Raw genomic sequence first — 26,201 nt, 5'->3', positions numbered from 1 at the left:
GATCTGTAATCGGGATTTTCGTATAAAACGAGTGGATGAACTCGTAGTTAAGATGCGACGTGACAAAGGACAGTTGTTTGCTGCTACCATAATTGATTATAACCGAGCATTTCATGATGACGCCCTTTTTGACTTTGATTTACGTAAAGCAAAAGATCGAATGAGAAAGCAGATCAGACGAAGTGGCTTTGACGGACCTATGTTTGGAACACTAGAGTTAGACCGACACAGGATTTGTGGACTTTGGCTTCCTCATTTTCACTTGATCTACAAGTCAACGAAGAATAACGAGCGAGCTGTTCGTGTGTTGCGTCGAAAACTCAGAAGGTTGCAAGTGGAGCACATTAAGCAAACTCCAGACGCTAGACCCTCGAAAATTCAGAAGCTTAGGAAGCCATTTACACAAACTAGCTATGCTTTCAAATTAGTATCTTTGGAGGTAGTAGATTACATTTGCTCTCGAAGTGGTAAACGAAGAACAACCAAGCAAAGACTGCTAAATAAAATGTTTTGCGAGCATCTGTGTTGGATTGATAAAATGGGACGACTAGCTTTTCTATTTAGTCTTGGTGAGAGAGGTTGGTAGTACAAAGTGTCCGAGTTTTGAAAGTGCTCTTTAGTATAGACCTATTGAATTATCATCATTGTAACTCACTCATATTGATATAAGTATTTTGTCTAAGAACACTACATTAGTTTGTCTCACACAGTGAAAGCGCCTCTCTAGTTGATGAGGCGTTTTATTTCAAAGCATAGAACAAAAATAGGATGGTAATTTTTCTAGTTAATCATGATTACAACGTGTTTATAAAATTATATGTTGCATAAGAATACGGATGTCTGAACATATTTTTTAGCTTTGATATATCACCCATTTTACTGATGTTAACATCACTTTCTGGTATTATATCCCCAACTATCTCAGATTCCGTTGCTAATATCATTTTAGCGATGGATTTTGTTAAGGCAATCCCGAAACAATCGCCTTTAGAAATGTTTTTTGAGACATTCAAACTCAACACATATGAGTATTTATCGAATGTTCTCCAGCTAGAGCTTATACAACTTGATTTTCTATTTGTTAATATTATCCTTGGAAAGCTAAATGTGTCGTAGGTTTTTATATTATTCAAAGTTCTATCAGTCAAGCTAATTTGTCTTCTCTGTAAATTAGAAGAGCTATGACAAGAGTTTAAAAGACATAGACTATAATTAAACCTATAAAAGTTAGATTGAATTAAATGAGTATTGATTAGGTGATTGCTTCCTAGCGACGCATGTATCGGATCAGAATAATAATCAATAGGATCTCCATGAGTTGTTACATGAATAACGTCAGCAGAATCAATTTCTTTTAAAAAATCTGACACTTTTGATTGGTCATTGAACAGTTTTAGATTGTCACTATTTATATTAGATGAAAATGAGAGAATTTCTTCTTGTGACAGTGTTAGTGATTCATCAGATATGCCCACCACGTTTTTCAACACGGGAATGTTATTGTCTTTACAATAAATTATTGGAGAGATTTGAAAATAAAAACTACCATTAGATAGATTTCTTAGTAAAGTATCATTTCTATAAAAAACACTTGAAATAGGAATTAATTCGTACTTATCAGTCAAGTATATAAGTTTTTCAGGACATTTCTGGCACAAAGAATTAATTACTTCTTTCATTGATTCTTCTAATGATTTTATCGTTTCATTTATAATGTTTGCAAAATATATATTGCTAATCTCATTTGACTTGTATCTGTAAAATGATTCCATAAAATGAATTAATGTATCTCTGTCTAGATTTGATTCTGTAAATTTATCTCCATTAAATAGAACGATTTTATTAGAAACCTCCAAGAAGCTAATTAATAATGAATTAGAGTGTAATGCTGAATTTATTTTGTTTTTTTCTAATGAAAATGGACTGTTTTCTCCATACTTTCGCCTAATATTAGATATAGTATCACCAAGTTCTAGCCAGTCATTATTGTAAGTTTTATCAAGGTGATCATCATACTTTTCGTGCATACCATATTTAAATGGAGAGCCACTTGAAGCAACTGAAGATATTTTTCTCTTAAGATCAGCTTTATCAACTTCTTCAATTTTAGGGTTAAAGTATATTTTATCAGACCAGTCTAGTAAGTGCATCCAATCAGAACACTGATTTTGACGAGTAAAACATAAAATGTTTAGGACTCTTTTATCAAAATAGGAAACTGGAATTTTTATTATCAAGATTTCTATTCTGTGAACATAATACTCTCTTACCCCTCTTCTATAATATATCTTATATATATCTTGAAGTAGTTCTTCAATAGATTCAATGGCTAAAATAACTCTAGAGATTGAGTCATAAAATCTCCCAGTTGATATTAGTGATTTTGCATATACTAATTCGAATTCGATTTGACTATTTATATCTGGCATATAGTAATAATCAAGTTCTTCAAGTATCGATATAGATCTATCGTGCTCGCCAGTTTCTCTGTAACAAATCGCTAAGTTTATTCTACAAGAGAAATTAATTTCACTTAATGGTATAGTTGAATTTTCTATTTCACTAAATATTTCAATGGCTTGTTCATAAAATTCGGCTTTAAGAAGTGCCACGGCCATATTGTGGGCAGTACTTTTTTTAATTAGATTCCATCCTATTCTATCTCTGATGAAACTAGATATGGAGATAGCTGTATTAATATCATTTTCTTTCAAAAGAGTGAACAGGTATAAATCGTAAACTTTAGAAATTAAAGTTATTCTTTTTCTTTTTTTTGCTATTTCTAATAGCTCATCAATAGTTCTATATGCAGATTGGAATGAGCTAAACTCCGCGTAGATATACGATAATTTAAACAGTACTGCTATATAGCTTGATCTTTTATTAAAGCTTAGATAGTAACGACTAGATATTTGTAAAAAGCTTATTAAAACATCATCTTCATAATCATTTTTTCTTAAGCTTAATTCAAATTCCTTGAGCAGTTTTATCCCTCTTCTAAGTCTTTTACTTCTGATACAAAAATATAATTTCTGCTCAAGTTCTAACAGTCTTTTTTCTATGTAATTATTCTTAACATGCTTTGTTTTCAACTTTTAATCCTGCTGTAAAAAATTAATTTGTGATAAATGCAATATTTTAATGTGAAATAATTAGGAGCTAATTTTAAGATTATAAGTAATTCTTACAGATAGCATTTATGTTAGTAGGTATATTATTTTAATTTATTATTTACATGCTGTTACTATTCCAATATAGAGTTTTAACCACGAGCAAGAAATAGTTTTTAACTTCAATAACAAACTAAAGCAAGTTACAAGTTATTAGCGATTAGAAATGTTTATTTTGTAAAATGCTATTTTTTGAAATTAAAAAAATAGAGATAGCCGAAATAAATAGAGACCATTTCGGCTATTTAGACTAGAGAGCTCCTAGTTTATCGTTCACAAAATTCTTAAACCTTAGCTGAATCATTCTGCGAGGAATTGACATTTCGCTTGGTGCATCATATTGCTCAATTACAAACTCTAGGTAACGAATTATGTCTTCAAGACTTTTTTCAGGCCTAAGTGTATGAATATATAAAACATAGTAGTATTTCAATTCCATTGGGATGACACCTGAGGCTTTAAGGCGGGCATACTCGCTCAAGATCTGGTAGTACCTATCAATGATCGAAGGTGCCGTATTTATGTCAAAGTCTATTTTGAATACTTGATCATAATATTTACCAAAGATATGTTGCTTCTCATTTGAAGACTTTTCCGGATATCCTTGAGTTGCAAATAACACTTGCCCAAACTTATCCATAGATATTTTATGTCTGTAGTCTTTGTTATCAGACTTACCGACATCACCGAGTTTACGGGAATAAATAATATCAAAATCTTCTAAATATTGTTCTAACTCAATTTGCTCAAGGCTAAGTGACTTCAGATCAATATTAGAAATGGCATTTTGGCTATTAGTGTATTCTGCAATCTTATTAACTGAATCTATCTCATCGTTACTTGTATTAAATATACGTACTAAGACTTCACTTTTTGATAGATAATCCGAGATGACAGAAGCATCTTCTGAATTAAAATTGTGTATAGTGCGGACTGTTTGACCACCGTTTAGTATTTGGAAATCCTGAAGTTCAAGTATGAACTTTTTACCGCCATTAATTGGTCTAGCTTGAATAGAGTTAGCAACGATTGTAATACCGTTGTTATACATGAAAAACTTACTTGGGTCTTCTTTTAAAGAAGTTGTTATATTAGCATTATATTTTGAGTTCAAGACAAAGCCTCGAACGTTATCAAATAAAACACCGAAGTCTAAACGGGCGTCGCTCAATAAGGATAGATCTTCAATATCGTACTTGTCTCTAAGGCTAGAGTCATGACTAGTTATCCTAACAATCTCACTACTTCTTAGTCTTGTGATGTATGATTTTGAAGAGGACAATTGGTGCTCTTCATATGACATCATTGCGTCTATATCTAAGACCAGCTTTGCATTAATTGGATTGGGTCTAATAGACATTATTTCTGAAATATAAGGTAAAGCAATAGGAACAATTTCAAGCCCATAAGAATCCCTTAAAACAGCTAGGTGTTCATGTGTAGACGATACTGGCTCAACTTCATTACTTACAACATACAACTTGAAGTCCCACAGTCGGTCGCTATCTAAGCAATCAATGATGTCCTGAGCTTTAGATTTGACCCGCCCAGTAAAACCGTCTAGGTTTTCATTAATAATTCCATTAACAAATTTGGCACTTAAAATTGTTTCATTGACACCTTGAGCTTTAGTTGGACTGAATTTGTCTCTGTATTTGAAGTTAAATAACCGAATTACACCTTCGGTTGAATCGATATGTACAGCATCCACCCCCCAATCATCCTCACCTTTACCGTAAAGGCACTTGTTGAACTCTAGATCTGTAATAAGTTCTACTTGATCGTGAACATCCTTTACATTGCATATGTTCTCTAGCATGAAAAGGTAAAAGCCTAATCTAGCTTTTGATGAACTACTTTCTTGTGGGAAACTCAACGGAAGTTCTTTATTTAACATCTCATAATATTTGATGCATCGATTCTGGAGTATCTTGAAATCATTAATAAGCGCCATGACGTCCTCATGCTTTCGACAGTCGATTGTTACTAATCAAACTGCATATTATCATCCATCTCTGCTTATCTTCTATAGTGAAAGCAGCTAAATGGTACCTGAGTATGTAAATTGATTATCCACAGCTTTATTTAACAAGCAGAATTCAGTTCTTGTAAATTGCAAGCTCTCAGTTCAAAAGTAGCTATGAAAATTTATTACATTTGGTGAAGCTATCGTGTAGTGTGACTACAGTATGTTGATAAGTGTTATGTTTACCGTGAAGACAGACTGAAAGGTGTTAAAGAGCTTGTCATTAGGTATGGCTAGCCTAACCTCATAATGTTTAGTTCATGAGAATTAGGAAGCCAGAGCCATCGATAGAGAGCCATTAGAAGCTTTAATAATATGTTCGCTCCACCAATCCATCATTGGTACTCGTCGTTCTAAATAGTCCGTGCGATTATATGAGCGTAGCGTTTTGTTACCAAAGGTATGAGCAAGTGCAGCTTCGACCAAAACGAAGTCATGGCCATTTTCATTGAGTATGGTACTAGCCATTGCTCTCATTCCGTGAGATACCAAGCGATCCTTAAAACCCATTCGTTTGAGTGCCATATTTGCGGTTTGGCTATGCATTGGTTTTTTTGGATCTTTAATTGATGGGAAGACATACTCGCTATTTGCGCTCATTGATCTCATTGTTTTTAAAAGGTTAACTACTTCTTGAGTTAGAGGTATGCGATGCTCCTTTCGTTTTTTCATTCTTTCTTTCGGAATAGTCCATACGCGCTCTAGCAAGTCAAACTCGTCCCATTTCGCACCAGCTGCCTCATTTGGTCTCGTCATAGTATGAAGTTGAAACTCAATAAGACAACGTGTAGAGCGTTTAATACTTGCGTTCGCGAGGGCATTCATTAGATCGGGAAGTTCGTTTGATTCGAGCTTCTTCATATTTTGTGTTGTGGGCTTTTTAAAAGCAGCTAGGATGTTGCTAATCGGATTTGCTTGCAGTAGTCCGCAGTTCATCGCATAGACCATAACTTCATTTAAGCGTTGTGTTAGACGTTTAACAGTTTCCCGTGAACCTTTAGCTTCTACTACCTTTAGAGTTTCGATTACGGACTGTGCTGTAATCATAGATATAGGTTGTGAGCTTAAAGTAGGGAAAACATGAAGCTCAAATGAGCGCCAGATATCCTTCGCGTAGTCTTCGGTGACTTCTGTTCTCTTCAGTTCCATCCACTTCTGTGAAACATTGAATAGTGTGTGCTGATGTATAGCCTCGCTTTTTTCCTTCTCTTCTGTGGTGTTTTGGATCGATTTCGAGTGCAACGAGCTCACGGTAGCCTTCTATTATTTTCCTTGCATTAGCTATCGATAGTTCTGGGTATTTGCCTAAGGTCATATTACTACGTTTTCCCGTAGCAGGACTCTTGTATACAAAACGGCAAGACTTAGTTCCATTTGGCATTATTCTAAGCTGAAGTCCTTTCCCATCACTGGCGATTGTCTCTTTGCCAGTGGGTTTAAGGCTTTTTACTTTTTTATCTGTTAGTGGAGTTACGCGTCTTGCCATTTCTTTATACTCGATTTAGTACCCAAAAATATCTTGGATACGAGTATAGGGTAATTCATTGGGTACTAAAAACGTGAGCAGGTATGAGACGCGATGAGACGGTATAAGACAGAAAAGCAGGGTAACTAATTGAGTTGTAAGATTTTTGGATACAAAAAAGGCCACCCGAAGGTGGCCTTTTCCAAACGTTTGGTGGAGCTGGCGGGAGTTGAACCCGCGTCCGAAAACCTTTCATCATTGGTACTACATGCTTAGTCGATCTTTAAATTCACCACCCACCTGCGAACCGACACGCTAATGAATGACTATCCTGAATTAAAATTCGCCGTTCATCTCTCAGGCGGGAGAATCCGGGCTAGCGCGTTTGGGTTTGATCCCTCGTTGGTCCCCGTCTTACGTGCGGAAGCTAGGGCGAGAGAGCTCTGAGCAGGTTATTAAGCTGCTAGTGCGTAGTTTTCGTCGTTTGCGACTATTTTTTTGCGGTTTGTTAACGAGGCCTACCGCACCTCGGCATGCACCTCAGACTTCTGAATTCCCGTCGAATCCTAAATCAGCCCCAGAGGTAATATCGGCATAGTAACAGAAAAGCCTAAGCTGTCCAGTACTATGCGTCTAAGTGGTCAAGTTTAACGCAGTGAACTCTTCATCACGCGTGCTTTTTCACGAGCCCAGTCTTTTTCTTTCAGATCGGTACGTTTGTCGTGAAGTTTTTTACCTTTCGCAACACCGATTTTGATCTTCACCCAAGAGCGAGACCAGTACAGTGACAATGCGGCTAGCGTCATACCTTCACGGTTGATGCGACCAAGAAGGTTGTCGAGTTCACGACGACTCATCAATAGTTTGCGCACACGTGTAGGGTTTGCGACAACGTGAGTAGAAGCTTGGTTAAGAGGCGTGATGGTCATTCCGCTGACAAAAGCTTCTCCGTCACGCATGAAAACGTAGCTTTCAGCGATATTGGCTTTACCTTGGCGAAGTGCTTTCACTTCCCAGCCTTGTAGCTCCAAGCCTGCTTCAATTTCATCGTCAATGAAGTATTCGTGGCGAGCTTTTTTATTCAGCGCGATAGTGTTGCTACCCGCTTTTTGCTTTGATTTTTTCTTTACCATAATGGACTCATTATACGGGTTGGATATGGGTTAGGAAATCCTTTTATTTGCGCTATCGTGGAATAAAAGTAGAATTGGCACAAGCCTTAAACATGTACGCGTATCGATAGGAGTGTGTATGAAGCAAATCAGCCGTTCTGCCTTGGTGTCTTTTAGTGCAGAGCAGATGTTCGATCTGGTCAATGATGTTTCTAAGTATCCTGAGTTTCTACCTGGTTGTTCAGGTTCACGAATCATTGAGTCTTCGGACGATGGTATGGTGGCTTCTGTCGATGTAGCAAAAGCAGGTATCAGTAAGACATTTACAACCTCTAACGAGATTATTCCGGGTCAAGCGATCATGATGAATTTGGTCGATGGTCCATTTAAGACACTGCGTGGTGGTTGGATCTTCACTGCTTTGGATGAGCAGGCGTGTAAAGTGGAACTGAAGCTTGAGTTTGAATTCTCAAGCAAGATGATCGAAATGGCTTTCGGCAAGATTTTTAATGAGCTAACCAATAACATGGTGAATGCTTTTACCAAACGCGCGAAACAGGTGTACGAGTGCTATGAGTATTGAGTCGGACATGATTCACGTGGAAGTGGTTTATGCGCTTCCTCAAGAGCAGCGTGTATTCAATTTGGTGGTAAACAATCAAGCAACGGTTGAAGATATTATCCGCCAGTCAGGTGTGCTTGAGCTATACCCTGAGATTGATTTGAAGAAGAATAAAGTCGGTGTTTACAGCCGTAACGTGCGATTAGATGCAACGGTACGCGACAAAGACCGTATCGAGATTTACCGCCCACTATTGGCAGATCCAAAAGAGATTCGTCGTAAACGAGCGGAGCAAGCAAAAGCCGCTGGTAGTGCAGACCCTGTGACAGGCGGTAAGCCCAATGCTTTGAGAAAAGCTGAGGAATAATGCTTTTGATTACGAACAACACCTCCCAATTGGGAGGTGTTGTTTTTTGTGAGGCTAACTTTCCTTGCTCTGTTGAGCAGAAATAAAAAAGCCTCCGTCAGGAGGCTTTAAGAATACTGTGAAAATAAAGGTTGCTTACTGAATCTTCTCGTAAAATGCATCGCTTTTCGGGTAGTCACCAGTGATGTCTGCCAGCGTGCCTTGGTCGTTAAACTGAACGATAAGATCTTTTTGCACTGAGTCACCGTGACCAGGAGTGTGGTGGTAAATGTAGTACCACGTATTCGGGTAGCCATTTTCAACCAACATAGGTGAACCAAGAACGTAGCGAACCTGTGCTTTAGTCATCCCAAACTTTAATTTATCAACCGCACTTTGTTCTACGTAGTTGCCTTGGTTGATATCAATGCGATAAACCAGTTTTTCCAATACCGAACATCCTGTCAGCAATGTCATTGCTAATGGTACGGCAACTAACCACTTCTTTAATTGCATAATAATTTCTTAGTAACCTTTAAAATACTGCGCTGATAATAAACAAGCTCGACGCAGATGTAAAAAGCTATGCGTCGTATGGTAGGGAATCTGACAACGAATTTTGAGTTGAGTTGCATTTATTCGCTGAGATTGAACAATAATTGGCGGAACATTGCGCATTCGTTTAGCGAAAAGCAAAAGTACTGGGGCAGTTGAAATGGGAGAGAGCCACTGAACTGATTGATATGCGGTGGCTCAGTAATAATCTTAAGCGGCGATAAGCAGTTCTTTAGCATTTGCCAATGTGGAATCTGTAATTTGACTACCACCAAGTAGACGAGCTAATTCTGCCACACGTTGCTCTTTATCTAGTGAGCGCATTTGTGTTTCAGTTTGACCACCTTTGGTGTGTTTTGCGACAAACATTTGCTGATGACCACAACCTGCGACTTGAGGTAAGTGGGTGACACACATTACTTGGGTCGACTCTCCTAGTTTGCGCAGCATCTTACCGACAACAGCGGCGGTTGGACCACTGATACCTACGTCTACTTCATCGAAGATCAAGCTTGGAGTATCTACTTTCTGCGCGGTGATCACTTGGATGGCTAATGAGATACGTGATAGCTCACCACCCGATGCCACTTTAGCGATGGGTTGCAATGGCTGACCTGGGTTGGTTGAAACCAAGAAGCAGACGCTGTCCATTCCCAGCGGTGATGGGTGGGTATTTTCGTTGTTCACTTCAATGCTGAATACCGCTTTCTCCATGCTCAATTCGTGCATGCTTTGTGTGATCAGTTTGTTCAACTCTTTTGCGTAGCGACTGCGTGATTTGTGCAGTTTTTCCGCTTGGGTCAAGAAGCTTTGATATTTTTGTTCAACTTCTTGAGCGAGTTCATCCAAACGTTCATCAGAGCAATCGAGCGCTTCGATTTGAGCCAACAGATCTTGATGGTGTTGATATAGCTCATCAGGCATAACGTGGTGTTTACGAGCCATTGACATCACTTTAGAAAAGCGTTCTTCGACATAAGCCATGCGACCCGGATCGACATCAATGCCATCAAGGTAGCTGCGAAGTTCGTTTTTAGTTTCTTCTAGCTGGATCATTGCTTCTGCCAGCATATTTGGTAGCTCTGCTAATTTCTCATCCAATTCAGCTAATTGAATTAGGGAGTGATTGGCCGATTGCAAAATACCAAGCGCATTGACTTCTTCACCTTCGTAAATAAGTTCGATGGCTTGCTGACAGGTAGCGGCAAGTTCACCGCTATTGGACAGTCGTTTGTGCTCTTGTTCGAGCTCTGCGAATTCTTCTTCACCTAGCGATAACTCATTCAGTTCTTTGATTTGGTATTCGAGCAACTGCTTTTGTGCCTGATTTTGCTGGCTGTTCTCTTTTAGTTGCTTGAGGTTATTGTCTGCCTGACGCCAATGCTGGTAAGCACTGCGTGTGCCTTTTAATAGGTTTAAATGTCCTGCATATTGGTCAAGCATTGCCATTTGGTGCTCGCTCTTCATCAATTGATGATGTGCGTGCTGTCCATGGATGTTGATCAACAACTGCCCAAGAGATTTGAGTTGTGAAAGTGGGACTGGGCTGCCGTTGATGAAGGCTCTAGAGCGACCTTCTTTGGTGATGATGCGACGCAAGATACACTCGCTGCCATCAAGCAGGTCGTTATCTTCTAGCCAACGCGTTGCGTGTAGATTGTTATCCAGTAAAAAGGCAGCGCTGACTTCTGTTTTCTCTTCGCCTTGGCGCACCATACCTGCATCGGCACGTCCGCCTAAACAAAGACCTAACGCATCAATTGCAATAGACTTACCTGCACCTGTTTCACCAGTAATGGTGGTCATGCCCTTTGAAAGCTCGAGCTGTAAAGACTTAACAATCGCAAAATTATTAACACTTAGATGAGCCAGCATTTTTATTTACCTGTATAACTGAACAATACTGTATAAGAAAACAGTATATACTGTTTCTTTATACAGTAAAGTCAGGTGCGGTATTTTTTCTTAAAGAAGCGGCTTTTTGTGATGGAGAGAAGAAAAATAGGTCGTGCAAAATGCAACGACCTATTTAAATTGAACAAGTTACGGACGAGTTGGGTTAATGGTGAGCGGTTCTAATGTGACGACTGCATTGACTCCCGCGCCCGGATGGTCGACGTAAGATGTGTCTTGCATCAGGGTGTAGTAAACATCAACGAAATCGTCATCATTGGTCAGAACCCCATCCGGAATTGCATCAATGATCTTGTTGGTGATCTGAGGAATAATGGCATACGCCTGCACCTCTGGATCTGGAATCGCCTTTAATACTTCTTCAGCAACTTGAACGAGCAGTTTTGCCAACTGTTTGTAATCCGTACCGTCATCTTGTTCCATCAATACAATGTCAGCCGCGCCCCAACGGTAACGAGACCAATGAATGATGATTTGATTCGGGTAATAGTCTTTGTTGTCATAATCCAAATATGGAAGCTCGACTAAATCTAACGTCGGCTCGTCGCGACTTGGGTTCACCCCTGTGACGATGGCGTAGATTTCTGCTTTACCCGAGATCCATGGTTCTTGATCATCAGAAAGACGGATCTTTTTCAGTTGCGTAGTCTGAATTGGTTGAACTGAACTTTCAGCGCTAGCGAGAAGTGGGGAATTAACTTGCTGTTTGTCCGCTAGGTATGGCTGAACCATCGTGGCTTGCCCTAAGCTCTTCATCTCAGCTTGCATCGCTTGCAGACCTGCTTTTAGTTCTGCAGAGCTGTTATTGTCGACAACCAATACTGGTACGTCAGGAAGCTGATAGACATCGAGTTGGTGGATTTGACCATATACATCGTACGCTTCGATATACTGCCATTGCGAGTCATCACCGCTTGGCTCGAAAGCGAATAGGGGATCGACTTTCCCTTCTTGCCATACATTTAGCATCTCTTCATTCGCTAGACGGACTTCTAGTAACTGATCTGAGTATTGTTCGATGCCTTTCCATGTGCGGATTTGGTTGTCGGCTTGTACAAGCTGTTTACTGAAAGCAGCTTGAGGCGTTTGTTCAACAAAGGAAGATACTGGGACGCTAGTGTGCTCCGCGGTAATGTCCCTACGTAGCATTGGTTCCATGCTGGTATAGCTCTCACTAAGTTGCTGAGCGAGTGCGCGTTTTGTGTTGGTTATATCCTCGGCTTTTGCGTTTGATATATTGTTAACCTTTGCCTCCTCAGACTGGCAGCCCATAAGCGCTAAAGTACTGAGAGCGGACAATATAATTGTTTTTTTCATAGTGTGTCCTTTGAGATAGTTTGTATGAAATAGAGTTAATATTCTATTCATGGCAAGAATATCACCAGACACCTATCATTCAATTTGCTCTCCAAGATTTGTATAAAATCTGCCCACAAGATCAAATTTTATAAATCTAGATTTAGTAGGTTTTTATTTTGTGTCGCCTTAATCGGGATAGAGTAGAAAGCTGAAATATGAGCAAAGAAAAAAGGTTGATGCTTTCACACCAACCTTTATTGCTAAAACAGTTTGCTCGACCATCCAAGCTTATTTCTTAGTACGTGATAGTAGCTATAGTCTTTCGGGTGGATAAGTTTGAGAACGTTCGGGCTCTGGTAGATGTGTATTTCATCACCTGGAGAGACGGGGAGCGAAACTTGTCCGTCACAACTTACTTCCTGAGTACCGCGGTTTTCTGGTGACACGACCAGTTTGATACGACGTTTGCCATCGACGACTAATGGGCGGCTAGACAATGTGTGCGGGAACATTGGCACTAAAGAAATCGCGTTTAAGCTTGGTGACAAAATAGGTCCACCACCTGACAGGGAGTAAGCCGTAGAGCCTGTTGGAGTAGAGACAATCAAACCATCGGCACGCAGCGAAAACGCAAAGCTGTCATCAATATAAACTTCAAACTCAATCATGTGCGCCACTTGTCCTGGGTGGAGCACGGCTTCGTTTAATGCCGCGTTATGGCTCTTGATCTGACCGTGACGATGGATCTCTGCTTCCAATAAGAAACGCTCTTCTTCTATATATTCGCCTTTTAATACGGCTTTTAATGCTTCTTTGAAATCGTCGGGGTTTAGATCCGTCAGGAACCCCAAGTTACCTCGGTTGACACCAATCACAGCAACATCGAAACGAGATAGAATACGAGCAGCACCCAGCATGTTGCCATCACCGCCAACTACGATAGCGAGATCGGCGTTTTTACCTAGCTCTACGAGGCTAGCAAACTGGCTTTGCGGGATTTCGTCTAAAATTGCAGCAAGGCGATCATCGATAAATACTTGGTAACCTTCGGATGTCAGCCATTCGTATAACTCTCTATGAGTTTGAATTGCCTGCTGATCTCGTGGTTTTCCGATAATCGCGATCACGTTACATGGGTTTTTCATAGCATTTCCGCATTAAAGAGGCTTGAATCAGGAATCTTCATCCCCATAATAATGGCAAGTTACCTAAATATGCGAATTTTTATGTGGTTAAAGCCCACAAAACGTGAGTGGCTTTAAGGACATTAAGTTGAATTCTGGAGATATCATGAGCAACGAAGAAAACAAAGTTACAGAAGAAGAGCTTGATCAAATCATCGAAGAAGCTGAGAAAGTAGAAGCCGCAGCGCAAGAAGCTGAAGCAGAACTTGAAGAAATTGGTGATGAGAAAGACGCTAAGATTGCTCAACTAGAAGCAGCACTACTGTCTAGCGAAACAAAAGTGAAAGACCAGCAAGATGCGGTTCTTCGCTCTAAAGCTGAAGTAGAAAACATGCGTCGTCGTACTGAGCAAGAAATCGATAAAGCTCGTAAGTACGCTCTGAACAAATTCGCTGAAGAACTACTTCCAGTTATCGATAACCTTGAGCGTGCAATCCAAGCTGCAGATGCAGAGCACGAAGTGGTTAAGCCAATTCTTGAAGGTGTTGAGCTAACACACAAGACGTTTGTAGACGCAGTATCGAAATTTGGTTTGAAAGAGATCAACCCAGAAGGTGAAGCATTCAACCCTGAATTCCACCAAGCTATGTCTATTCAAGAAAGCCCAGATCACGAATCAAACACAGTTATGTTTGTGATGCAAAAAGGCTATGAGCTAAACGGTCGAGTTGTTCGTCCTGCAATGGTTATGGTTGCTAAGTAATCAAATAAATCATTGATATAAATATATTAAAACGCCTGCTATTCAATAGCGGGCGTTTTTGTTTCAAACATCTCTATCAACATATTCATCTCTCTGAATATGTGCGCAAAATGAAATTTGATCCCCTTCAAATTTTTTCTTATTGGTAAAAAATTTTCCAATAAGGGATATCCTTTCTTTATCTTGCTTACTTATGGAATGGGTGTGTCTATAAGTACCTGTTATCACTCGCAATCAAAATTTAATTCTGAATATGAATGTAGATCTAGTGGTTTACTTTTAATGTTATTTATTAACAATCCCGTAAAGAAAGTCTTTATTTTGTAACTGTGGTGTGTATTATTCGCGAGGTCTGCCGTAAAAAACAGCAGATGTAACTATAAAAGCATAAATAGCAAACACAACATTTTGGAGATTTATGATGGATAAATCGCTTTCTAGCAAGATTTTTATCGGCTTGTTTGCGGGTCTTCTGATCGGTACTGCAATTCAGTATCTTTTTAGTGGCGTTGCTCTCTTTGATACATATTTACTTGGCGCAGCGGAAGGCGCTGGTGGTATGTTCGTATCATTGATTAAGCTGTTAGTAGTACCTCTTGTTTACGTATCTATCGTATGCGGTATCGTGGACCTAAAAGACATCACGGCTTTTGGTCGTCTTGGTGGTAAAACCTTTGCTCTATACATTATCAACACCATCATCGCGATTACTGCGGCACTGACTGTTGGTCTTATTTTCCAACCGGGTGCTGATGCAAATCTGGCAGGCACGATTTCAGAAACTGTTAACTTAACAACAACTGAAACACCTGACATTTTCTCGTTGGTTGTAAACATCGTTCCAAGCAACCCTGTACAAGCGTTTGCAAATGGCGACATGTTACAAATCATCTTTATGGCAATTTTGACAGGTCTTGCTATTCAAGCTTTGGATTCTCGAGGCGGTCCGGCAATTCGTACGTTTAAAATGGCGAACGAAATCATGATGAAGCTGGTTGGTCTAGTAATGAGCCTTGCACCTTACGGTGTATTTGCTCTGATGATTCAACTAGGTGCAACACTGGATGCAAACACGCTGATGTCTGTTGCTGGCTACGTAGCACTTGTTGTTGCAATGCTAGTGTTCTGGATTTTCTTCTTCTACCCAATGGCGGTAGGTATTGCGACGGGCACTTCACCAAAAGCGTTCCTACGTGCAACTCGAGAGCAGATCCTATTCTCACTATCAACTGCAAGTTCAAACGCAACTATCCCGGTAACAATGCGCACGCTAACTGAGAAGCTTAAGGTTTCTAAGTCGGTTGCTGGTTTCGGTGTACCGCTGGGCGCAACAATGAACATGTCTGGTGTTTCTATCTATATCGCACTAGCAACTATGTTTGTCGCAAACGCGTTTGGTCAGCCAATCAATACTGCTGATATCTTTACTCTTGGTCTAACTATCTTGCTACTTTCTATCGGTGCTGGTGGTGTTCCGGGCGGCGGCGTAGTGATGGTAGGTGTTCTATTACACCAACTAGGTCTTCCACCAGAAGGTTTAGCAATCATTGCAGCTGTAGACCGTATCAATGATATGTTCTGTACTTCATCTAACGTAGTTGGTGATACAGCAGTAAACACTATTGTTGCGAAGTCTGAAGGCGAGATTGGTAAAGAAGAAGTCGTAGACGCAGAGCCTGCACAAGCAAGCGCATAATTTGCAATACACTCTTAGTTGAAAAGCGAGGCTATATGCCTCGCTTTTTCTTTTATAGAAACGAGAATCGAGATTGAAGAGTCGAAGGGGGCTGAGTTGCGCTCGTCTCTCGCCTTTTGCGCAACTTTTTTTTGTTTTTTTTCACTCTCTCCCTTGAAAAGCCATTTGCAGCCCTTATCTATTGGGCATAAGAGAAGCAAACAACATTACTTTAGTTTGTGAGCAAGGGTTGAAACCCGATTCTAAGTCCCCACATAGGGGATATAGCAAAACAAAATAGAATTTATTCGGAGATAGCCTGATGGGTAAAATCATTGGTATTGACTTAGGTACTACTAACTCATGTGTTGCTGTACTAGACGGCGACAAACCACGTGTAATTGAAAACGCAGAGGGTGAACGTACTACTGCATCGGTTATTGCTTACACTGACGGTGAGACGCTAGTAGGTCAACCAGCGAAACGTCAAGCAGTAACTAACCCAACTAACACGCTATTTGCAATCAAGCGTCTAATTGGTCGTCGTTTTGAAGACGAAGAAGTTCAGCGTGACATCGAAATCATGCCTTACAAAATCGTTAAGGCTGACAACGGTGATGCATGGGTAGAAGCAAAAGGCCAGAAAATGGCGGCTCCTCAAGTATCTGCTGAAGTACTTAAGAAAATGAAGAAAACTGCTGAAGACTTCCTAGGTGAGGAAGTAACTGGCGCAGTTATCACAGTTCCTGCTTACTTTAACGATGCTCAACGTCAAGCTACTAAAGACGCTGGTCGTATTGCAGGTCTAGAAGTTAAACGTATCATCAACGAACCAACAGCGGCTGCTCTAGCATACGGTCTAGACAAGTCAGGTGGCGACCGCACTATCGCGGTATACGACCTTGGTGGTGGTACATTCGATATCTCTATCATCGAAATCGATGAAGTTGAAGGCGAGAAAACATTCGAAGTTCTAGCAACTAACGGTGACACTCACCTTGGTGGTGAAGACTTTGATAACCGTCTAATCAACTACCTAGTAGACGAGTTCAACAAAGAGCAAGGCATCAACCTTAAGAACGATCCACTAGCAATGCAGCGTGTTAAAGAAGCAGCAGAAAAAGCGAAAATCGAGCTTTCTTCTACTTCTCAAACTGACGTAAACCTACCTTACGTTACTGCTGATGCAACTGGTCCTAAGCACATGAACATCAAAGTGACTCGTGCGAAACTAGAATCTCTAGTTGAAGACCTAGTACAACGTTCTCTTGAGCCACTAAAAGTTGCTCTAGCTGACGCTGACCTATCAGTAAACGACATCACTGACGTAATCCTAGTTGGTGGTCAGACTCGTATGCCTATGGTTCAAGCGAAGGTTGCTGAGTTCTTCGGTAAAGAAGCTCGCCGCGATGTAAACCCTGATGAAGCAGTAGCAATGGGTGCTGCAGTTCAAGGTGGTGTACTTGCGGGTGAAGTTAAAGACGTACTTCTACTAGACGTTACTCCACTGTCTCTAGGTATCGAGACAATGGGCGGCGTAATGACTAAGCTAGTTGAGAAAAACACGACTATCCCAACTAAAGCGAACCAAGTTTTCTCTACAGCAGAAGACAACCAGAGCGCGGTAACTATCCACGTTCTTCAAGGTGAGCGTAAGCAAGCGTCTTTCAACAAATCTCTAGGTCAATTCAACCTAGAAGGTATCCAAGCTGCACCACGTGGTATGCCACAAATCGAAGTTACTTTCGACCTAGATGCGGATGGTATCCTACACGTTTCAGCGAAAGACAAGCAAACTGGTAAAGAGCAGAAGATCACTATCCAAGCTTCTGGTGGTCTAAGCGATGACGACATCGAGAAAATGGTTCAAGAAGCAGAAGCTAACAAAGAAGCGGACAAAAAGTTCGAAGAGCTAGCAACTGCACGTAACCAAGCTGACCAAATGATTCACGGTACTCGTAAGCAAGTAGAAGAAGCTGGTGAAGCTCTACCTGCAGAAGAGAAAGAGAAGATTGAAGCAGCTATCTCTGAGCTAGAAACTGCACGTAAAGGTGATGACAAAGAAGCGATCGACGCTAAAGTTCAAGCGCTAATGACTGCAGCTCAAAAGCTAATGGAAATCGCTCAACAACAAGCTCAAGCGCAACAAGCACAAGGTGCTGACGCTGGTGCACAACAGTCTCAAGAAGACGATGTTGTTGATGCTGAGTTCGAAGAAGTTAAAGACGACAAGAAATAATATTTCTTAACTAGGCGGCTTATGGTCGCCTAGAGTCGATAAGACTTTTGTGTGCGGGCGTTTGGGGTAACTCTTACGCCCGTCTGTTTGTCCAAGCTGTCTTTCTAGTTAAGTATTTTGCAATAAGTGCACTTACCTAGAACGATACAAACACCAAGCGGTAAATCATGCCGTTTGCAGTAATTAATTGGTGACGAAGAACATGTCAAAACGTGATTTTTACGAAGTATTAGGCGTAAGCCGTGATGCCTCTGAGCGCGATATCAAAAAGGCGTACAAGCGTCTAGCAATGAAATACCACCCAGACCGTAACCAGGGTGATGAATCTGCTGCGGATAAGTTTAAAGAAGTAAAAGAAGCGTACGAAATTCTCACTGACCCTCAAAAGAAAGCGGCGTACGATCAGTATGGTCATGCTGCTTTTGAACAAGGCGGTGGCGGCTTCGGCGGCGGCGGTTTTGGTGGCGGTGGTGCTGATTTCGGCGACATCTTTGGTGACGTTTTTGGCGATATCTTTGGTGGCGGTCGTCGTGGCGGTGGTCAGCAACGTGCACAACGTGGCGCAGATCTACGTTACAACATGGAACTGTCGCTAGAAGAAGCCGTTCGTGGCGTATCGAAAGAAATCGAAGTACCAACGCTTGTTCATTGTGATACCTGTGACGGTAGCGGTGCGAAGAAAGGTTCTTCAGCTGAGACTTGTGGAACCTGTCATGGTCACGGTCAAGTTCAAATGCGCCAAGGTTTCTTTGCTGTGCAGCAAACTTGTCCTACCTGTCATGGTAAAGGTAAGATCATCAAAGACCCATGTAACGAATGTCATGGTCAAGGTCGCAAACAGAAAACTAAGACACTTAACGTTAAGATCCCAGCAGGTGTTGATACTGGCGATCGCATTCGTCTATCTGGCGAAGGCGAAGCTGGAGAAATGGGTGCACCAGCAGGTGACCTATACGTACAAGTTCACGTGAAAGAGCACCATATCTTCGAACGTGAAGGCAACAACTTGTATTGTGAAGTGCCAGTTAGCTTTGCTATGGCTGCTCTAGGTGGTGAAGTTGAAGTTCCGACACTAGATGGTCGTGTGAACCTTAAAGTACCAACAGAAACGCAAACAGGACGTATGTTCCGTATGCGCGGTAAAGGGGTGAAAGGCGTTCGTGGTGGCGGTGTTGGTGACCTAATCGTTAAGCTTGTAGTAGAGACTCCAGTTAACTTGAGCGCTCGTCAGAAAGAATTGCTTAAAGAGTTTGATGAATCTTGTGGTGGTGATGCCGCAACTAAGCACAAACCAAAATCTGAAGGCTTCTTCAACGGCGTGAAGAAGTTCTTTGATGATCTAACAAGCTAATTGCTGGTTAGTTGAATCCAATAAAAAGCCTGCTGTGATGCAGGCTTTTTTGTATCTGCTTTCTTTTTATTTAAAGTGACTTTATGGCATCGAACTTGTCGTCTAAGTTGTCTTTATCTATTCTCGAAAGGGCTAATCCCAACATGCACTCGGTGACTCTATGTTGGTGGACGTTAGGGTTATTTTATTTACCCCACTAGGGAAACAGTTATCACCGTTTTGCCCTAAATCGGCTTTTGCCGTTGCTTCGATAACATAAGCTGCGCTGGATGTGCTTGCGATATTAAATGAAAAGCGATTTGAATCGGAGTCGCAGATCGTACAAGTCCCGCCAGAGATGATACTACTCCAATCGTACCCACCGTTGTAAGAGGTTTCTAGCTCCAGCTGTATGCGACTGATATCGCTTAGAGCAACGGTGCGGTGTGCCGTAATGGTGTGGTTGGTATATGACGGATAAGCGATAGCCGCGATGATTCCAATAATCACAACTGCTATCAGTATTTCGATCAATGTCATCCCTCTAAATCGTTTGTTGTATCCGTTACAACCAGAAATTCGAATCATGACGAGTAGTTTCCTTTTCACTTTTCCGCCTATTCTTCTCAGGTGATAGCATCTGCGCAAGATGAATTACGGTCCTCTTGCCGTTTGCATAGGAATTTGGGAAATGCCTCGCGGGTTTACATTATTGGAGCTTCTGATCACTATCGCCGTGCTGAGTGTTTTGCTCACGGCTGCTGCTCCTTCTTTCCAAAATGTTTTTGAAACCAACAAAATGCAGCGCTTAGCGAATGAACTGCATGGTTTTGTTATTCAAGGTAAGTCAGAAGCGGTATTGCGCCGAGAGAGGCTTTGGGCACACCTGATCATGTCTGGAGGTTCATCCAGTGATGGTAATTGGCGCATTGAGCTCACAGATAATAGCTCCGAGGGAGCCGGTACGGTTTTATTCTCGTTTTCAGGCGCGCCTTACAAGGGCATTGTGGTTACTCCGAGCTACGCTTCAGACCAAATCAGTTTTGATGACGTCCATGGTCGCCCTTCTTCAGGCAACATTCGCTTTTACCCGGTCGGAGAGTCTTCTAAAGCCTTAAAACTTATCTCTCACACTTTGTCTGCGCGTGTCCGGGTATGCAGCGACAACAACAATACCGAGTTCTTCGGTTATTCAACCTGTTCTTGAGGAATGAATATGTATAAGCAGAAAGGCGCGAGCCTTGTCGAGTTTATGATTGCATCCTCTTTAGGGCTGATTGCTCTAGCTATTGTTGGATCGCTTTACATCAGTGGACAAAAAGTGGCGATGGAGCGTTCCAAAGAGCTGATGTTACTGCAAAACACGGGCAGCGTATTAGCGATGTTAAGAAACGATATCCAACGAGCTGGCTTTAATGAAAGTGGCAGTGATTCAGTCAAAATTTCAGGTGCGACCGATACGATTTACACTCTTGATACTCCGGGGATGGGGTTGATTGCATACGCCTATCAAGTTGGGACTTCAGGTGCAGCGCCACTTTATAAAAGTGTCGTATATGAGCAGCGGATTAATACGCCCGAGTCTTTGTTTGTCTGTGAGAAAAAACAAACGACGATATGGAACGTCAGTCAAGTTATTGCGCTTTCTGGTACCGGTACATGCAATACGCTTTTTGATAAGAGAGCGATTCATATTAACCGCTTTGATCTTGCCGCTCGCACGCTGAAAAACACAGATGCTGAAAGCGCGGTAGTCACCATTACCTTAGGAACGGAATTAGTTGGCGCAACAAGTGTTCATACAGAACAGTCGTTTACCGTGAAGCAGAGGAACTGGCAGTAATGAGAAATCAACAGGGAGCCGCAGCATTATTAGTTGTGAGCGTGTTGCTGGTTGCGGCATTAATGATGTCACTGGGAAGCTACAAGTCCCTTTTCTATCAAATCAAACGTGCCAACAATCAAATTGAATCCAGACAAGAGCATTGGTTAGCTGAAGGGGCTGTTGAATGTGCGTGGGCACAATTTAAATTAAGTAAAAGTGTTCCTGCAGTGGTGACTGATTGTGATTCCGGGTTTGCGACTATTCCCCGTTTTGCGAGTACTTTAAAAGGGTATTTGGTTACTTCTACTGTTGGTTTTGCGAGTGTTAAAAAAGAAATAATGATGGGGGGAGACTTAAGTTTTGGAGCGATGCAATCCAGTGCTGATGTGTATTTTCACTCCAGTGCAACGTTCTCTACTCCAGATCCAGGCGAATTGAGCAGCGATGGATGGGAGTGTATTGCTTTAAGGTATAAAAAGCGTTTTTACTCTGCCTCGGTTGATAATAAAGGGGTAATTCATGGTGAGTCTCCATATTCGGACTTTAACAACCCAACAAATAAAGATTGCGCGAACACGGCGACAAATCGTCATCTCTCATCAAGTTCTGGTGGGGTTGGTGCTGGTGATGACTTTACTCAAGATACGGATTTAAAGCCATTTGAATCCTTCTTTGGAGTAAAGGCTGAAGATCATAATGACATACGAGATAATGGTGTTTTTCATGTTATGACAGGCTCGATAACTGGTGGTATACCTAATTGTGGTGCCGCTTTAACAGCAAAAATTCAGTCAGGGAAGCACCATTTATGGGTTGAAGGGAGCTGCGAAATAAAGCAATCAGAATACAATGATTTAGTGAATGCGACATCTTCGACTAACGGCGTTACGGTGCTCATTCATGATGGTCTTTTCTCCGTTATGGGACCTCCAAGCGCGGGTGCGACATCAAACAAGTTTAAAGGTGTGTTGTTTCATTTCAATCATGAATATACCCCAACAACAGCTGATTGGGTTGGCTTCGAAGCTAATGGGCATCTGAATCATGTCCCTAGTGTTGTTGAAGACTCTTACCGCACTATCGCATCTTATTATCAACACGGTTCTTTCACGGTGTCTGGAGGACAGTATTTTGATAGTGAAGACCAGGCTGCCGTATTCTTTGACTCTCTCGACTTTAGATACAATAAAGATGTAATAGATAACTCAAGAAATGCGAATACTATCCCTAGATGGAGAAAGGGGTCTTGGAATGATCTCTAGACAACAAGGCTTTAGTTTAATTGAGGTGCTGATTTCTTTTCTTTTATTGGGCATTGGGGCGCTCGGACTCACTAAACTACAAATTTACATGGAACGTGAATCGGATTATGCGATTCATAGTATCGAGGCGTTGAGACTGGCTGAAAATCAACTTGAGTGGTTCCGCTCTCGTGGTGCTTCTGAGGCGATGTCTACCATTACGCCTGCCAATTTTGCTTCGATTGCAACCGGATCTTCTGCTAGTGGATCTTATGTTGTTGAGTGGGAAGTTCCAGCAGCTACGGTTTCAGGATCGCTTAAGACCATTACTATCAAATCGAGTTGGGTTGACCGAATGGGGGAAACGCAATCAGTTGAATTGAAAACTATGATTTCGCGTCATAGTGAATTCGAAAAGTGATGGATTAGGTATTCCTCTTATAATTACTTTTATCGTTAATATTGACGCTTTTTATTGCTAAATTGCGTGGTTAATGGGTGGTTTTACAACTGTTAATGCGAATGGTGTGCTACTGTTTTTTTTATGTTTAATTGATATGGCGTTTTTGCAAAATATGTCTCCAAATATGGAAAAAAACATAGAACCTTGTGCTTTCTGAGGCGCTATTTACTAGAATGCTCTGTTGAAAATAGGCCGTTATAATTATTCAAATAGGCCATGGCACCAACATCATTCATATGGAGTTACGATGAGTAACCAAGCAGTAAATAAGGCACCGTCACCGAAGCCGAGCGGGATGGATCGCTTCCTGAACTTTATCGAACGAGCAGGTAACAAAATTCCTGATCCAGCGATTCTGTTCTTCTGGGCACTAATCATTACTTGGGCTGCGTCTGCACTTTTGTCGAATGTTTCTTTCGACCTTCTAAATCCTCGAACTGGCGAAGCTCTCACAATCACTAACCTTCTAACAGGCGAAGCACTAGCAAGTTTCCTTGCTAACATGGTGACCACGTTCACTGGCTTTGCACCACTTGGTATCGTTCTTGTAGCGATGTTGGGTGTAGGTGTTGCCGATTCTTCTGGCTTCATCACCACTGGTCTTAAGAAGATGCTGAACTTCACGCCAGCCAAACTTCTTACTCCAATGCTCATTCTTGTAGCAATCGTATCGCACACTGCGGCGGATGCGGGCTACGTTCTAGTTATTCCTCTTGGTGGTATCATCTTCCACGCGGCTGGTCGTCACCCTCTAGCGGGTATCGCGGCAGCGTTTGCAGGTGTATCGGGGGGGTTCTCTGCAAACTTCATCCCTTCAGGTATCGATCCTCTATTGGCTGGTTTCACGCAAACAGCTGCGCAGGTTCTAGATCCTGAGTACGTGGTTAACCCTCTAGCGAACATCTTCTTTACTGGTCTATCTTCAGTAATTATTGTGGCTATCGGTTGGTACGTAACTGAGAAAATCATCGAACCACGCCTAAAGAACACACCAATCGACGAAGACGCAGAGAAAGCACCAGATCTAGGTTCTTTCACTGAGCTTGAGTCTAAAGCGTTCCGTTACGCTGGTTGGGCAATGATGGCGGGTATCGCTCTTCTTGTTGTGGCGCTTATTCCAGAAAACTCTGCACTGCGTTCACCTGAGGGTGAGATCACTGCGTTCTCTGCGCCAATCATGAAGTCTATCGTTCCGTTGATCTTCATCCTGTTTATCATTCCGGGTTACGTTTACGGTCGCGTTTCAGGCACGTTCAAGACAAGTAACGACATCATCAAAGCGATGGCGGATACTATGTCTACTATGGGCGCATACATCGTAATGTCGTTCTTCTGTGCACAGTTCCTATCAGCATTCGCGCAATCAAACATCGGTACGATGCTAGCGCTTTACGGTGCAGAAGGTCTGAAAGCAATGAACCTACCTGGTGAAGCTACTATCATCGGTATGATTCTTCTAACAGCTTCTGTAAACCTTCTAATCGGTTCTGCATCGGCGAAATGGGCTCTTATCGGTCCAATCCTAGTTCCTATGCTAATGGCTGTGGGTATCTCTCCTGAGCTATCTCAGGCGGCTTACCGCGTAGGTGACTCTGTATCGAACATCATTTCACCTCTGATGGTATTCTTCCCTCTAGTCGTGGTTTACTGTCAACGTTACGTGAAGTCGACAGGTATCGGTACGCTAGCATCGCTAATGATGCCATTCTCGATTGCAATGCTAATCGGCTGGTCAGTATTCCTAGTGGTTTACTGGATGCTAGGCATTCCTCTAGGTATCCAAGCGCCATACACTTACACAATGTAAATACCGTCATATTTGGCGCTGTAGCGTTGTTAACTGCGCAAGTTCACCCTAATCACATAGAGCCTCTATGCTCATAGGGCTGAACTTGCTTGTTGCCTAGCTACAACACCAACTATTTAGGTATTGGTAATTCGAAAGCGCTGCTCGAGAGACTGGCGCTTTTTTTTGTTTTGGGAGTCGGAACGGACTTTGCCCTTCGGGATACAAAATAAAGAGATCCCCAACTCGCTCGTACCTCGCTCTTGAGGATGACGATCAAACTGCTTTGAATCACGGTATTTGTGCCCTAACAGGCAAAATCATCCCGCTTCCACTTCCCCTCTTTGAAGGTTAAAATCCACTTTCAATCACGATCTATCCCAAATTCCGGAGCCTCCTTTTGTCAGATTCTCAGTTTTCTCCTCAAGACGAACTATTTATGCGCCGTGCGATGGAGCTTGCCGAGCAAGCCGAAGCTGAAGGGGAAGTGCCAGTTGGCGCTGTGTTGGTAAAAGATGGAGAGGTTATTGCGGAAGGTTGGAACCGTTCTATTTGCGCTCACGATGCAACCGCACACGCCGAGATCCAGACATTACGAAAAGCAGGAGAAGCACTAGGTAACTATCGACTGCTTGATACGACTTTGTATGTCACGTTAGAGCCTTGTCCTATGTGTGCTGGTGCGTTGCTACATAGCCGAGTAAAGCGAGTGGTTTACGGTGCGCCTGATTTAAAAGCAGGGGCAGCAGGGACGGTATTGAATTTGTTCGAAAGCCAAGCGGCATACCATTACGCAACAGTAGAAAATGGATTGCTAGAAGAGGAGTGCCGTGCTCAGTTGCAAGCGTTCTTTAAGCGTCGTCGTAAAGAAATTAAAGCCAAAAAACAAGCGCAGAAAGCGTTAGATAATGAGCAGGATACAAAGGGCGAATAAATTCAGGCGAGTAAATTAAGGTTCGCAGCAATAATTCATCTCTTTAGCAAACACCTACTCGGAAGTAGATGTTTGCTTCAAGTTCTCAGTGATTCACTAGGTGAACGAAAACACGGTTACGTGCACTGACTTTCTTTTTCATACACGTAAGCTTGCGCTTACGGCGGTTAGCAGCCACTGTCTTATTCAAACGTTTTGACTGCACTCTGCGTTTTCTCATAATCAGAACCTCTTGCAGACAACGAACACACTCTCCGACACTCGCATAGCAAAGCGTCCGATTCATTATCAATTGATGACATTCTGGTGATGCACACTTCCGATGAAGGTGACATCGAGTGAGGAGAGGTGACCAAAAGAACTTACTTTTCT

General features: G+C 41.8%; 21 protein-coding genes, 1 other RNA gene and 1 pseudogene. 12 read left to right on the top strand and 11 right to left on the bottom strand.

The window, feature by feature from the left end; genetic code table 11:
* Window positions 1-794: 794 nt before the first annotated feature.
* The 5 genes and pseudogenes from MHO32_RS06905 to smpB all read right to left on the bottom strand — a co-directional run bounded on the left by MHO32_RS06905 (window position 795) and on the right by smpB (window position 7,794).
* On the bottom strand, window positions 795-3,092 hold the full coding sequence (locus tag MHO32_RS06905) for a tetratricopeptide repeat protein (protein ID WP_239210989.1): 2,298 nt from the start codon (window positions 3,090-3,092) through the stop codon (window positions 795-797).
* A gap of 328 nt (window positions 3,093-3,420) precedes the next feature.
* Window positions 3,421-5,124 (bottom strand): AIPR family protein, encoded by a 1,704-nt coding sequence (locus MHO32_RS06900; RefSeq protein WP_239210987.1) that lies wholly within the window; start codon window positions 5,122-5,124, stop codon window positions 3,421-3,423.
* A 339-nt stretch (window positions 5,125-5,463) separates the two neighbouring features.
* Window positions 5,464-6,682 (bottom strand): annotated as a pseudogene (locus tag MHO32_RS06895) (tyrosine-type recombinase/integrase).
* A gap of 190 nt (window positions 6,683-6,872) precedes the next feature.
* Window positions 6,873-7,240: a transfer-messenger RNA gene (gene ssrA / locus MHO32_RS06890) on the bottom strand.
* A 68-nt stretch (window positions 7,241-7,308) separates the two neighbouring features.
* Window positions 7,309-7,794 (bottom strand): SsrA-binding protein SmpB, encoded by a 486-nt coding sequence (smpB, locus tag MHO32_RS06885; RefSeq protein ID WP_005440253.1) that lies wholly within the window; start codon window positions 7,792-7,794, stop codon window positions 7,309-7,311.
* 118 nt (window positions 7,795-7,912) lie between these two features.
* On the opposite strand from smpB, the gene MHO32_RS06880 reads away from it, so the two are divergent.
* Window positions 7,913-8,356, top strand: coding sequence for an SRPBCC family protein (locus MHO32_RS06880; RefSeq protein ID WP_005447659.1), 444 nt, complete (start codon window positions 7,913-7,915; stop codon window positions 8,354-8,356).
* Window positions 8,346-8,702, top strand: coding sequence for an RnfH family protein (locus MHO32_RS06875; RefSeq protein ID WP_005447657.1), 357 nt, complete (start codon window positions 8,346-8,348; stop codon window positions 8,700-8,702). Before MHO32_RS06880 ends, MHO32_RS06875 begins: the two co-directional genes overlap by 11 nt.
* Before the next feature lie 135 nt (window positions 8,703-8,837).
* Here the strand turns inward: MHO32_RS06875 and bamE are convergent, their stop codons facing one another.
* The 4 genes from bamE to nadK form a co-directional block, all read right to left on the bottom strand.
* Window positions 8,838-9,197 carry an outer membrane protein assembly factor BamE gene (gene bamE, locus MHO32_RS06870; protein WP_005447656.1) on the bottom strand — a complete coding sequence of 120 codons (360 nt, stop codon included), beginning with the start codon at window positions 9,195-9,197 and terminating at the stop codon, window positions 8,838-8,840.
* A 249-nt stretch (window positions 9,198-9,446) separates the two neighbouring features.
* Window positions 9,447-11,111 carry a DNA repair protein RecN gene (gene recN, locus MHO32_RS06865; protein WP_005447655.1) on the bottom strand — a complete coding sequence of 555 codons (1,665 nt, stop codon included), beginning with the start codon at window positions 11,109-11,111 and terminating at the stop codon, window positions 9,447-9,449.
* Between the two features lie 168 nt (window positions 11,112-11,279).
* Window positions 11,280-12,467 (bottom strand): DUF3103 domain-containing protein, encoded by a 1,188-nt coding sequence (locus MHO32_RS06860; protein WP_005447654.1) that lies wholly within the window; start codon window positions 12,465-12,467, stop codon window positions 11,280-11,282.
* 242 nt (window positions 12,468-12,709) lie between these two features.
* On the bottom strand, window positions 12,710-13,594 hold the full coding sequence (nadK, locus tag MHO32_RS06855) for an NAD(+) kinase (RefSeq protein WP_005447653.1): 885 nt from the start codon (window positions 13,592-13,594) through the stop codon (window positions 12,710-12,712).
* Between the two features lie 145 nt (window positions 13,595-13,739).
* Here nadK and grpE point away from each other — a divergent pair, with 145 nt between their 5' ends.
* The 4 genes from grpE to dnaJ all read left to right on the top strand — a co-directional run bounded on the left by grpE (window position 13,740) and on the right by dnaJ (window position 19,601).
* Window positions 13,740-14,336, top strand: a complete 597-nt coding sequence (grpE, locus tag MHO32_RS06850) for a nucleotide exchange factor GrpE (RefSeq protein WP_005447652.1) — start codon at window positions 13,740-13,742, stop codon at window positions 14,334-14,336.
* A gap of 421 nt (window positions 14,337-14,757) precedes the next feature.
* Window positions 14,758-16,032, top strand: coding sequence for a dicarboxylate/amino acid:cation symporter (locus MHO32_RS06845; RefSeq protein WP_005447650.1), 1,275 nt, complete (start codon window positions 14,758-14,760; stop codon window positions 16,030-16,032).
* Between the two features lie 301 nt (window positions 16,033-16,333).
* Window positions 16,334-18,250 (top strand): molecular chaperone DnaK, encoded by a 1,917-nt coding sequence (gene dnaK, locus MHO32_RS06840; RefSeq protein WP_005447648.1) that lies wholly within the window; start codon window positions 16,334-16,336, stop codon window positions 18,248-18,250.
* Between the two features lie 202 nt (window positions 18,251-18,452).
* Window positions 18,453-19,601, top strand: coding sequence for a molecular chaperone DnaJ (gene dnaJ / locus MHO32_RS06835; protein ID WP_005447647.1), 1,149 nt, complete (start codon window positions 18,453-18,455; stop codon window positions 19,599-19,601).
* A 132-nt stretch (window positions 19,602-19,733) separates the two neighbouring features.
* Here the strand turns inward: dnaJ and MHO32_RS06830 are convergent, their stop codons facing one another.
* Complete coding sequence (locus MHO32_RS06830) at window positions 19,734-20,168, bottom strand: type IV pilin protein (protein ID WP_017818911.1); 435 nt, start codon at window positions 20,166-20,168, stop codon at window positions 19,734-19,736.
* A gap of 103 nt (window positions 20,169-20,271) precedes the next feature.
* Here MHO32_RS06830 and MHO32_RS06825 point away from each other — a divergent pair, with 103 nt between their 5' ends.
* From MHO32_RS06825 to tadA, 6 genes are all read left to right on the top strand, one after another.
* Window positions 20,272-20,787 (top strand): GspH/FimT family pseudopilin, encoded by a 516-nt coding sequence (locus tag MHO32_RS06825; RefSeq protein WP_009697707.1) that lies wholly within the window; start codon window positions 20,272-20,274, stop codon window positions 20,785-20,787.
* Window positions 20,788-20,796: 9 nt separating this feature from the next.
* Complete coding sequence (locus MHO32_RS06820) at window positions 20,797-21,423, top strand: PilW family protein (RefSeq protein WP_239210985.1); 627 nt, start codon at window positions 20,797-20,799, stop codon at window positions 21,421-21,423.
* Window positions 21,423-22,667, top strand: a complete 1,245-nt coding sequence (locus MHO32_RS06815) for a hypothetical protein (RefSeq protein WP_239210983.1) — start codon at window positions 21,423-21,425, stop codon at window positions 22,665-22,667. The genes MHO32_RS06820 and MHO32_RS06815 overlap by 1 nt, the downstream gene beginning before the upstream one ends.
* On the top strand, window positions 22,657-23,067 hold the full coding sequence (locus tag MHO32_RS06810) for a type IV pilus modification PilV family protein (RefSeq protein ID WP_005447635.1): 411 nt from the start codon (window positions 22,657-22,659) through the stop codon (window positions 23,065-23,067). The genes MHO32_RS06815 and MHO32_RS06810 overlap by 11 nt, the downstream gene beginning before the upstream one ends.
* A 289-nt stretch (window positions 23,068-23,356) precedes the next feature.
* Window positions 23,357-24,916 (top strand): AbgT family transporter, encoded by a 1,560-nt coding sequence (locus MHO32_RS06805; protein WP_005447634.1) that lies wholly within the window; start codon window positions 23,357-23,359, stop codon window positions 24,914-24,916.
* A gap of 379 nt (window positions 24,917-25,295) precedes the next feature.
* The gene (gene tadA, locus MHO32_RS06800) at window positions 25,296-25,829 is read left to right on the top strand and encodes a tRNA adenosine(34) deaminase TadA (protein ID WP_005447631.1); all 534 of its coding nucleotides are present in this window, start codon (window positions 25,296-25,298) and stop codon (window positions 25,827-25,829) included.
* 85 nt (window positions 25,830-25,914) lie between these two features.
* Here the strand turns inward: tadA and MHO32_RS25750 are convergent, their stop codons facing one another.
* On the bottom strand, window positions 25,915-26,049 hold the full coding sequence (locus tag MHO32_RS25750; RefSeq protein ID WP_005447629.1) for a hypothetical protein: 135 nt from the start codon (window positions 26,047-26,049) through the stop codon (window positions 25,915-25,917).
* Window positions 26,050-26,201: the final 152 nt, after the last annotated feature.

This window comes from Vibrio sp. MMH1-50, from assembly GCF_022347645.1.
Lineage (GTDB): Bacteria > Pseudomonadota > Gammaproteobacteria > Enterobacterales > Vibrionaceae > Vibrio > Vibrio harveyi.
The sequence above is the reverse complement of the archived record's forward strand: the minus strand, read 5'-3'. Positions and strand labels throughout refer to the sequence as shown.

What these genes read in the sequence shown, in the direction of transcription:
- dnaJ (WP_005447647.1), top strand. Translation starts at nt 18,453, where the DNA reads ATGTCAAAACGTGATTTTTACGAAGTATTAGGCGTAAGCCGTGATGCC.
- MHO32_RS06880 (WP_005447659.1), top strand. Translation starts at nt 7,913, where the DNA reads ATGAAGCAAATCAGCCGTTCTGCCTTGGTGTCTTTTAGTGCAGAGCAG.
- nadK (WP_005447653.1), bottom strand. Translation starts at nt 13,594, where the DNA reads ATGAAAAACCCATGTAACGTGATCGCGATTATCGGAAAACCACGAGAT.
- MHO32_RS06805 (WP_005447634.1), top strand. Translation starts at nt 23,357, where the DNA reads ATGAGTAACCAAGCAGTAAATAAGGCACCGTCACCGAAGCCGAGCGGG.
- MHO32_RS06820 (WP_239210985.1), top strand. Translation starts at nt 20,797, where the DNA reads ATGTATAAGCAGAAAGGCGCGAGCCTTGTCGAGTTTATGATTGCATCC.
- smpB (WP_005440253.1), bottom strand. Translation starts at nt 7,794, where the DNA reads ATGGTAAAGAAAAAATCAAAGCAAAAAGCGGGTAGCAACACTATCGCG.
- MHO32_RS06810 (WP_005447635.1), top strand. Translation starts at nt 22,657, where the DNA reads ATGATCTCTAGACAACAAGGCTTTAGTTTAATTGAGGTGCTGATTTCT.
- MHO32_RS06875 (WP_005447657.1), top strand. Translation starts at nt 8,346, where the DNA reads ATGAGTATTGAGTCGGACATGATTCACGTGGAAGTGGTTTATGCGCTT.
- MHO32_RS06830 (WP_017818911.1), bottom strand. Translation starts at nt 20,168, where the DNA reads ATGATTCGAATTTCTGGTTGTAACGGATACAACAAACGATTTAGAGGG.
- MHO32_RS06900 (WP_239210987.1), bottom strand. Translation starts at nt 5,124, where the DNA reads ATGGCGCTTATTAATGATTTCAAGATACTCCAGAATCGATGCATCAAA.
- MHO32_RS06825 (WP_009697707.1), top strand. Translation starts at nt 20,272, where the DNA reads ATGCCTCGCGGGTTTACATTATTGGAGCTTCTGATCACTATCGCCGTG.
- MHO32_RS25750 (WP_005447629.1), bottom strand. Translation starts at nt 26,049, where the DNA reads ATGAGAAAACGCAGAGTGCAGTCAAAACGTTTGAATAAGACAGTGGCT.
- bamE (WP_005447656.1), bottom strand. Translation starts at nt 9,197, where the DNA reads ATGCAATTAAAGAAGTGGTTAGTTGCCGTACCATTAGCAATGACATTG.
- grpE (WP_005447652.1), top strand. Translation starts at nt 13,740, where the DNA reads ATGAGCAACGAAGAAAACAAAGTTACAGAAGAAGAGCTTGATCAAATC.
- MHO32_RS06845 (WP_005447650.1), top strand. Translation starts at nt 14,758, where the DNA reads ATGGATAAATCGCTTTCTAGCAAGATTTTTATCGGCTTGTTTGCGGGT.
- MHO32_RS06815 (WP_239210983.1), top strand. Translation starts at nt 21,423, where the DNA reads ATGAGAAATCAACAGGGAGCCGCAGCATTATTAGTTGTGAGCGTGTTG.
- MHO32_RS06860 (WP_005447654.1), bottom strand. Translation starts at nt 12,467, where the DNA reads ATGAAAAAAACAATTATATTGTCCGCTCTCAGTACTTTAGCGCTTATG.
- dnaK (WP_005447648.1), top strand. Translation starts at nt 16,334, where the DNA reads ATGGGTAAAATCATTGGTATTGACTTAGGTACTACTAACTCATGTGTT.
- recN (WP_005447655.1), bottom strand. Translation starts at nt 11,111, where the DNA reads ATGCTGGCTCATCTAAGTGTTAATAATTTTGCGATTGTTAAGTCTTTA.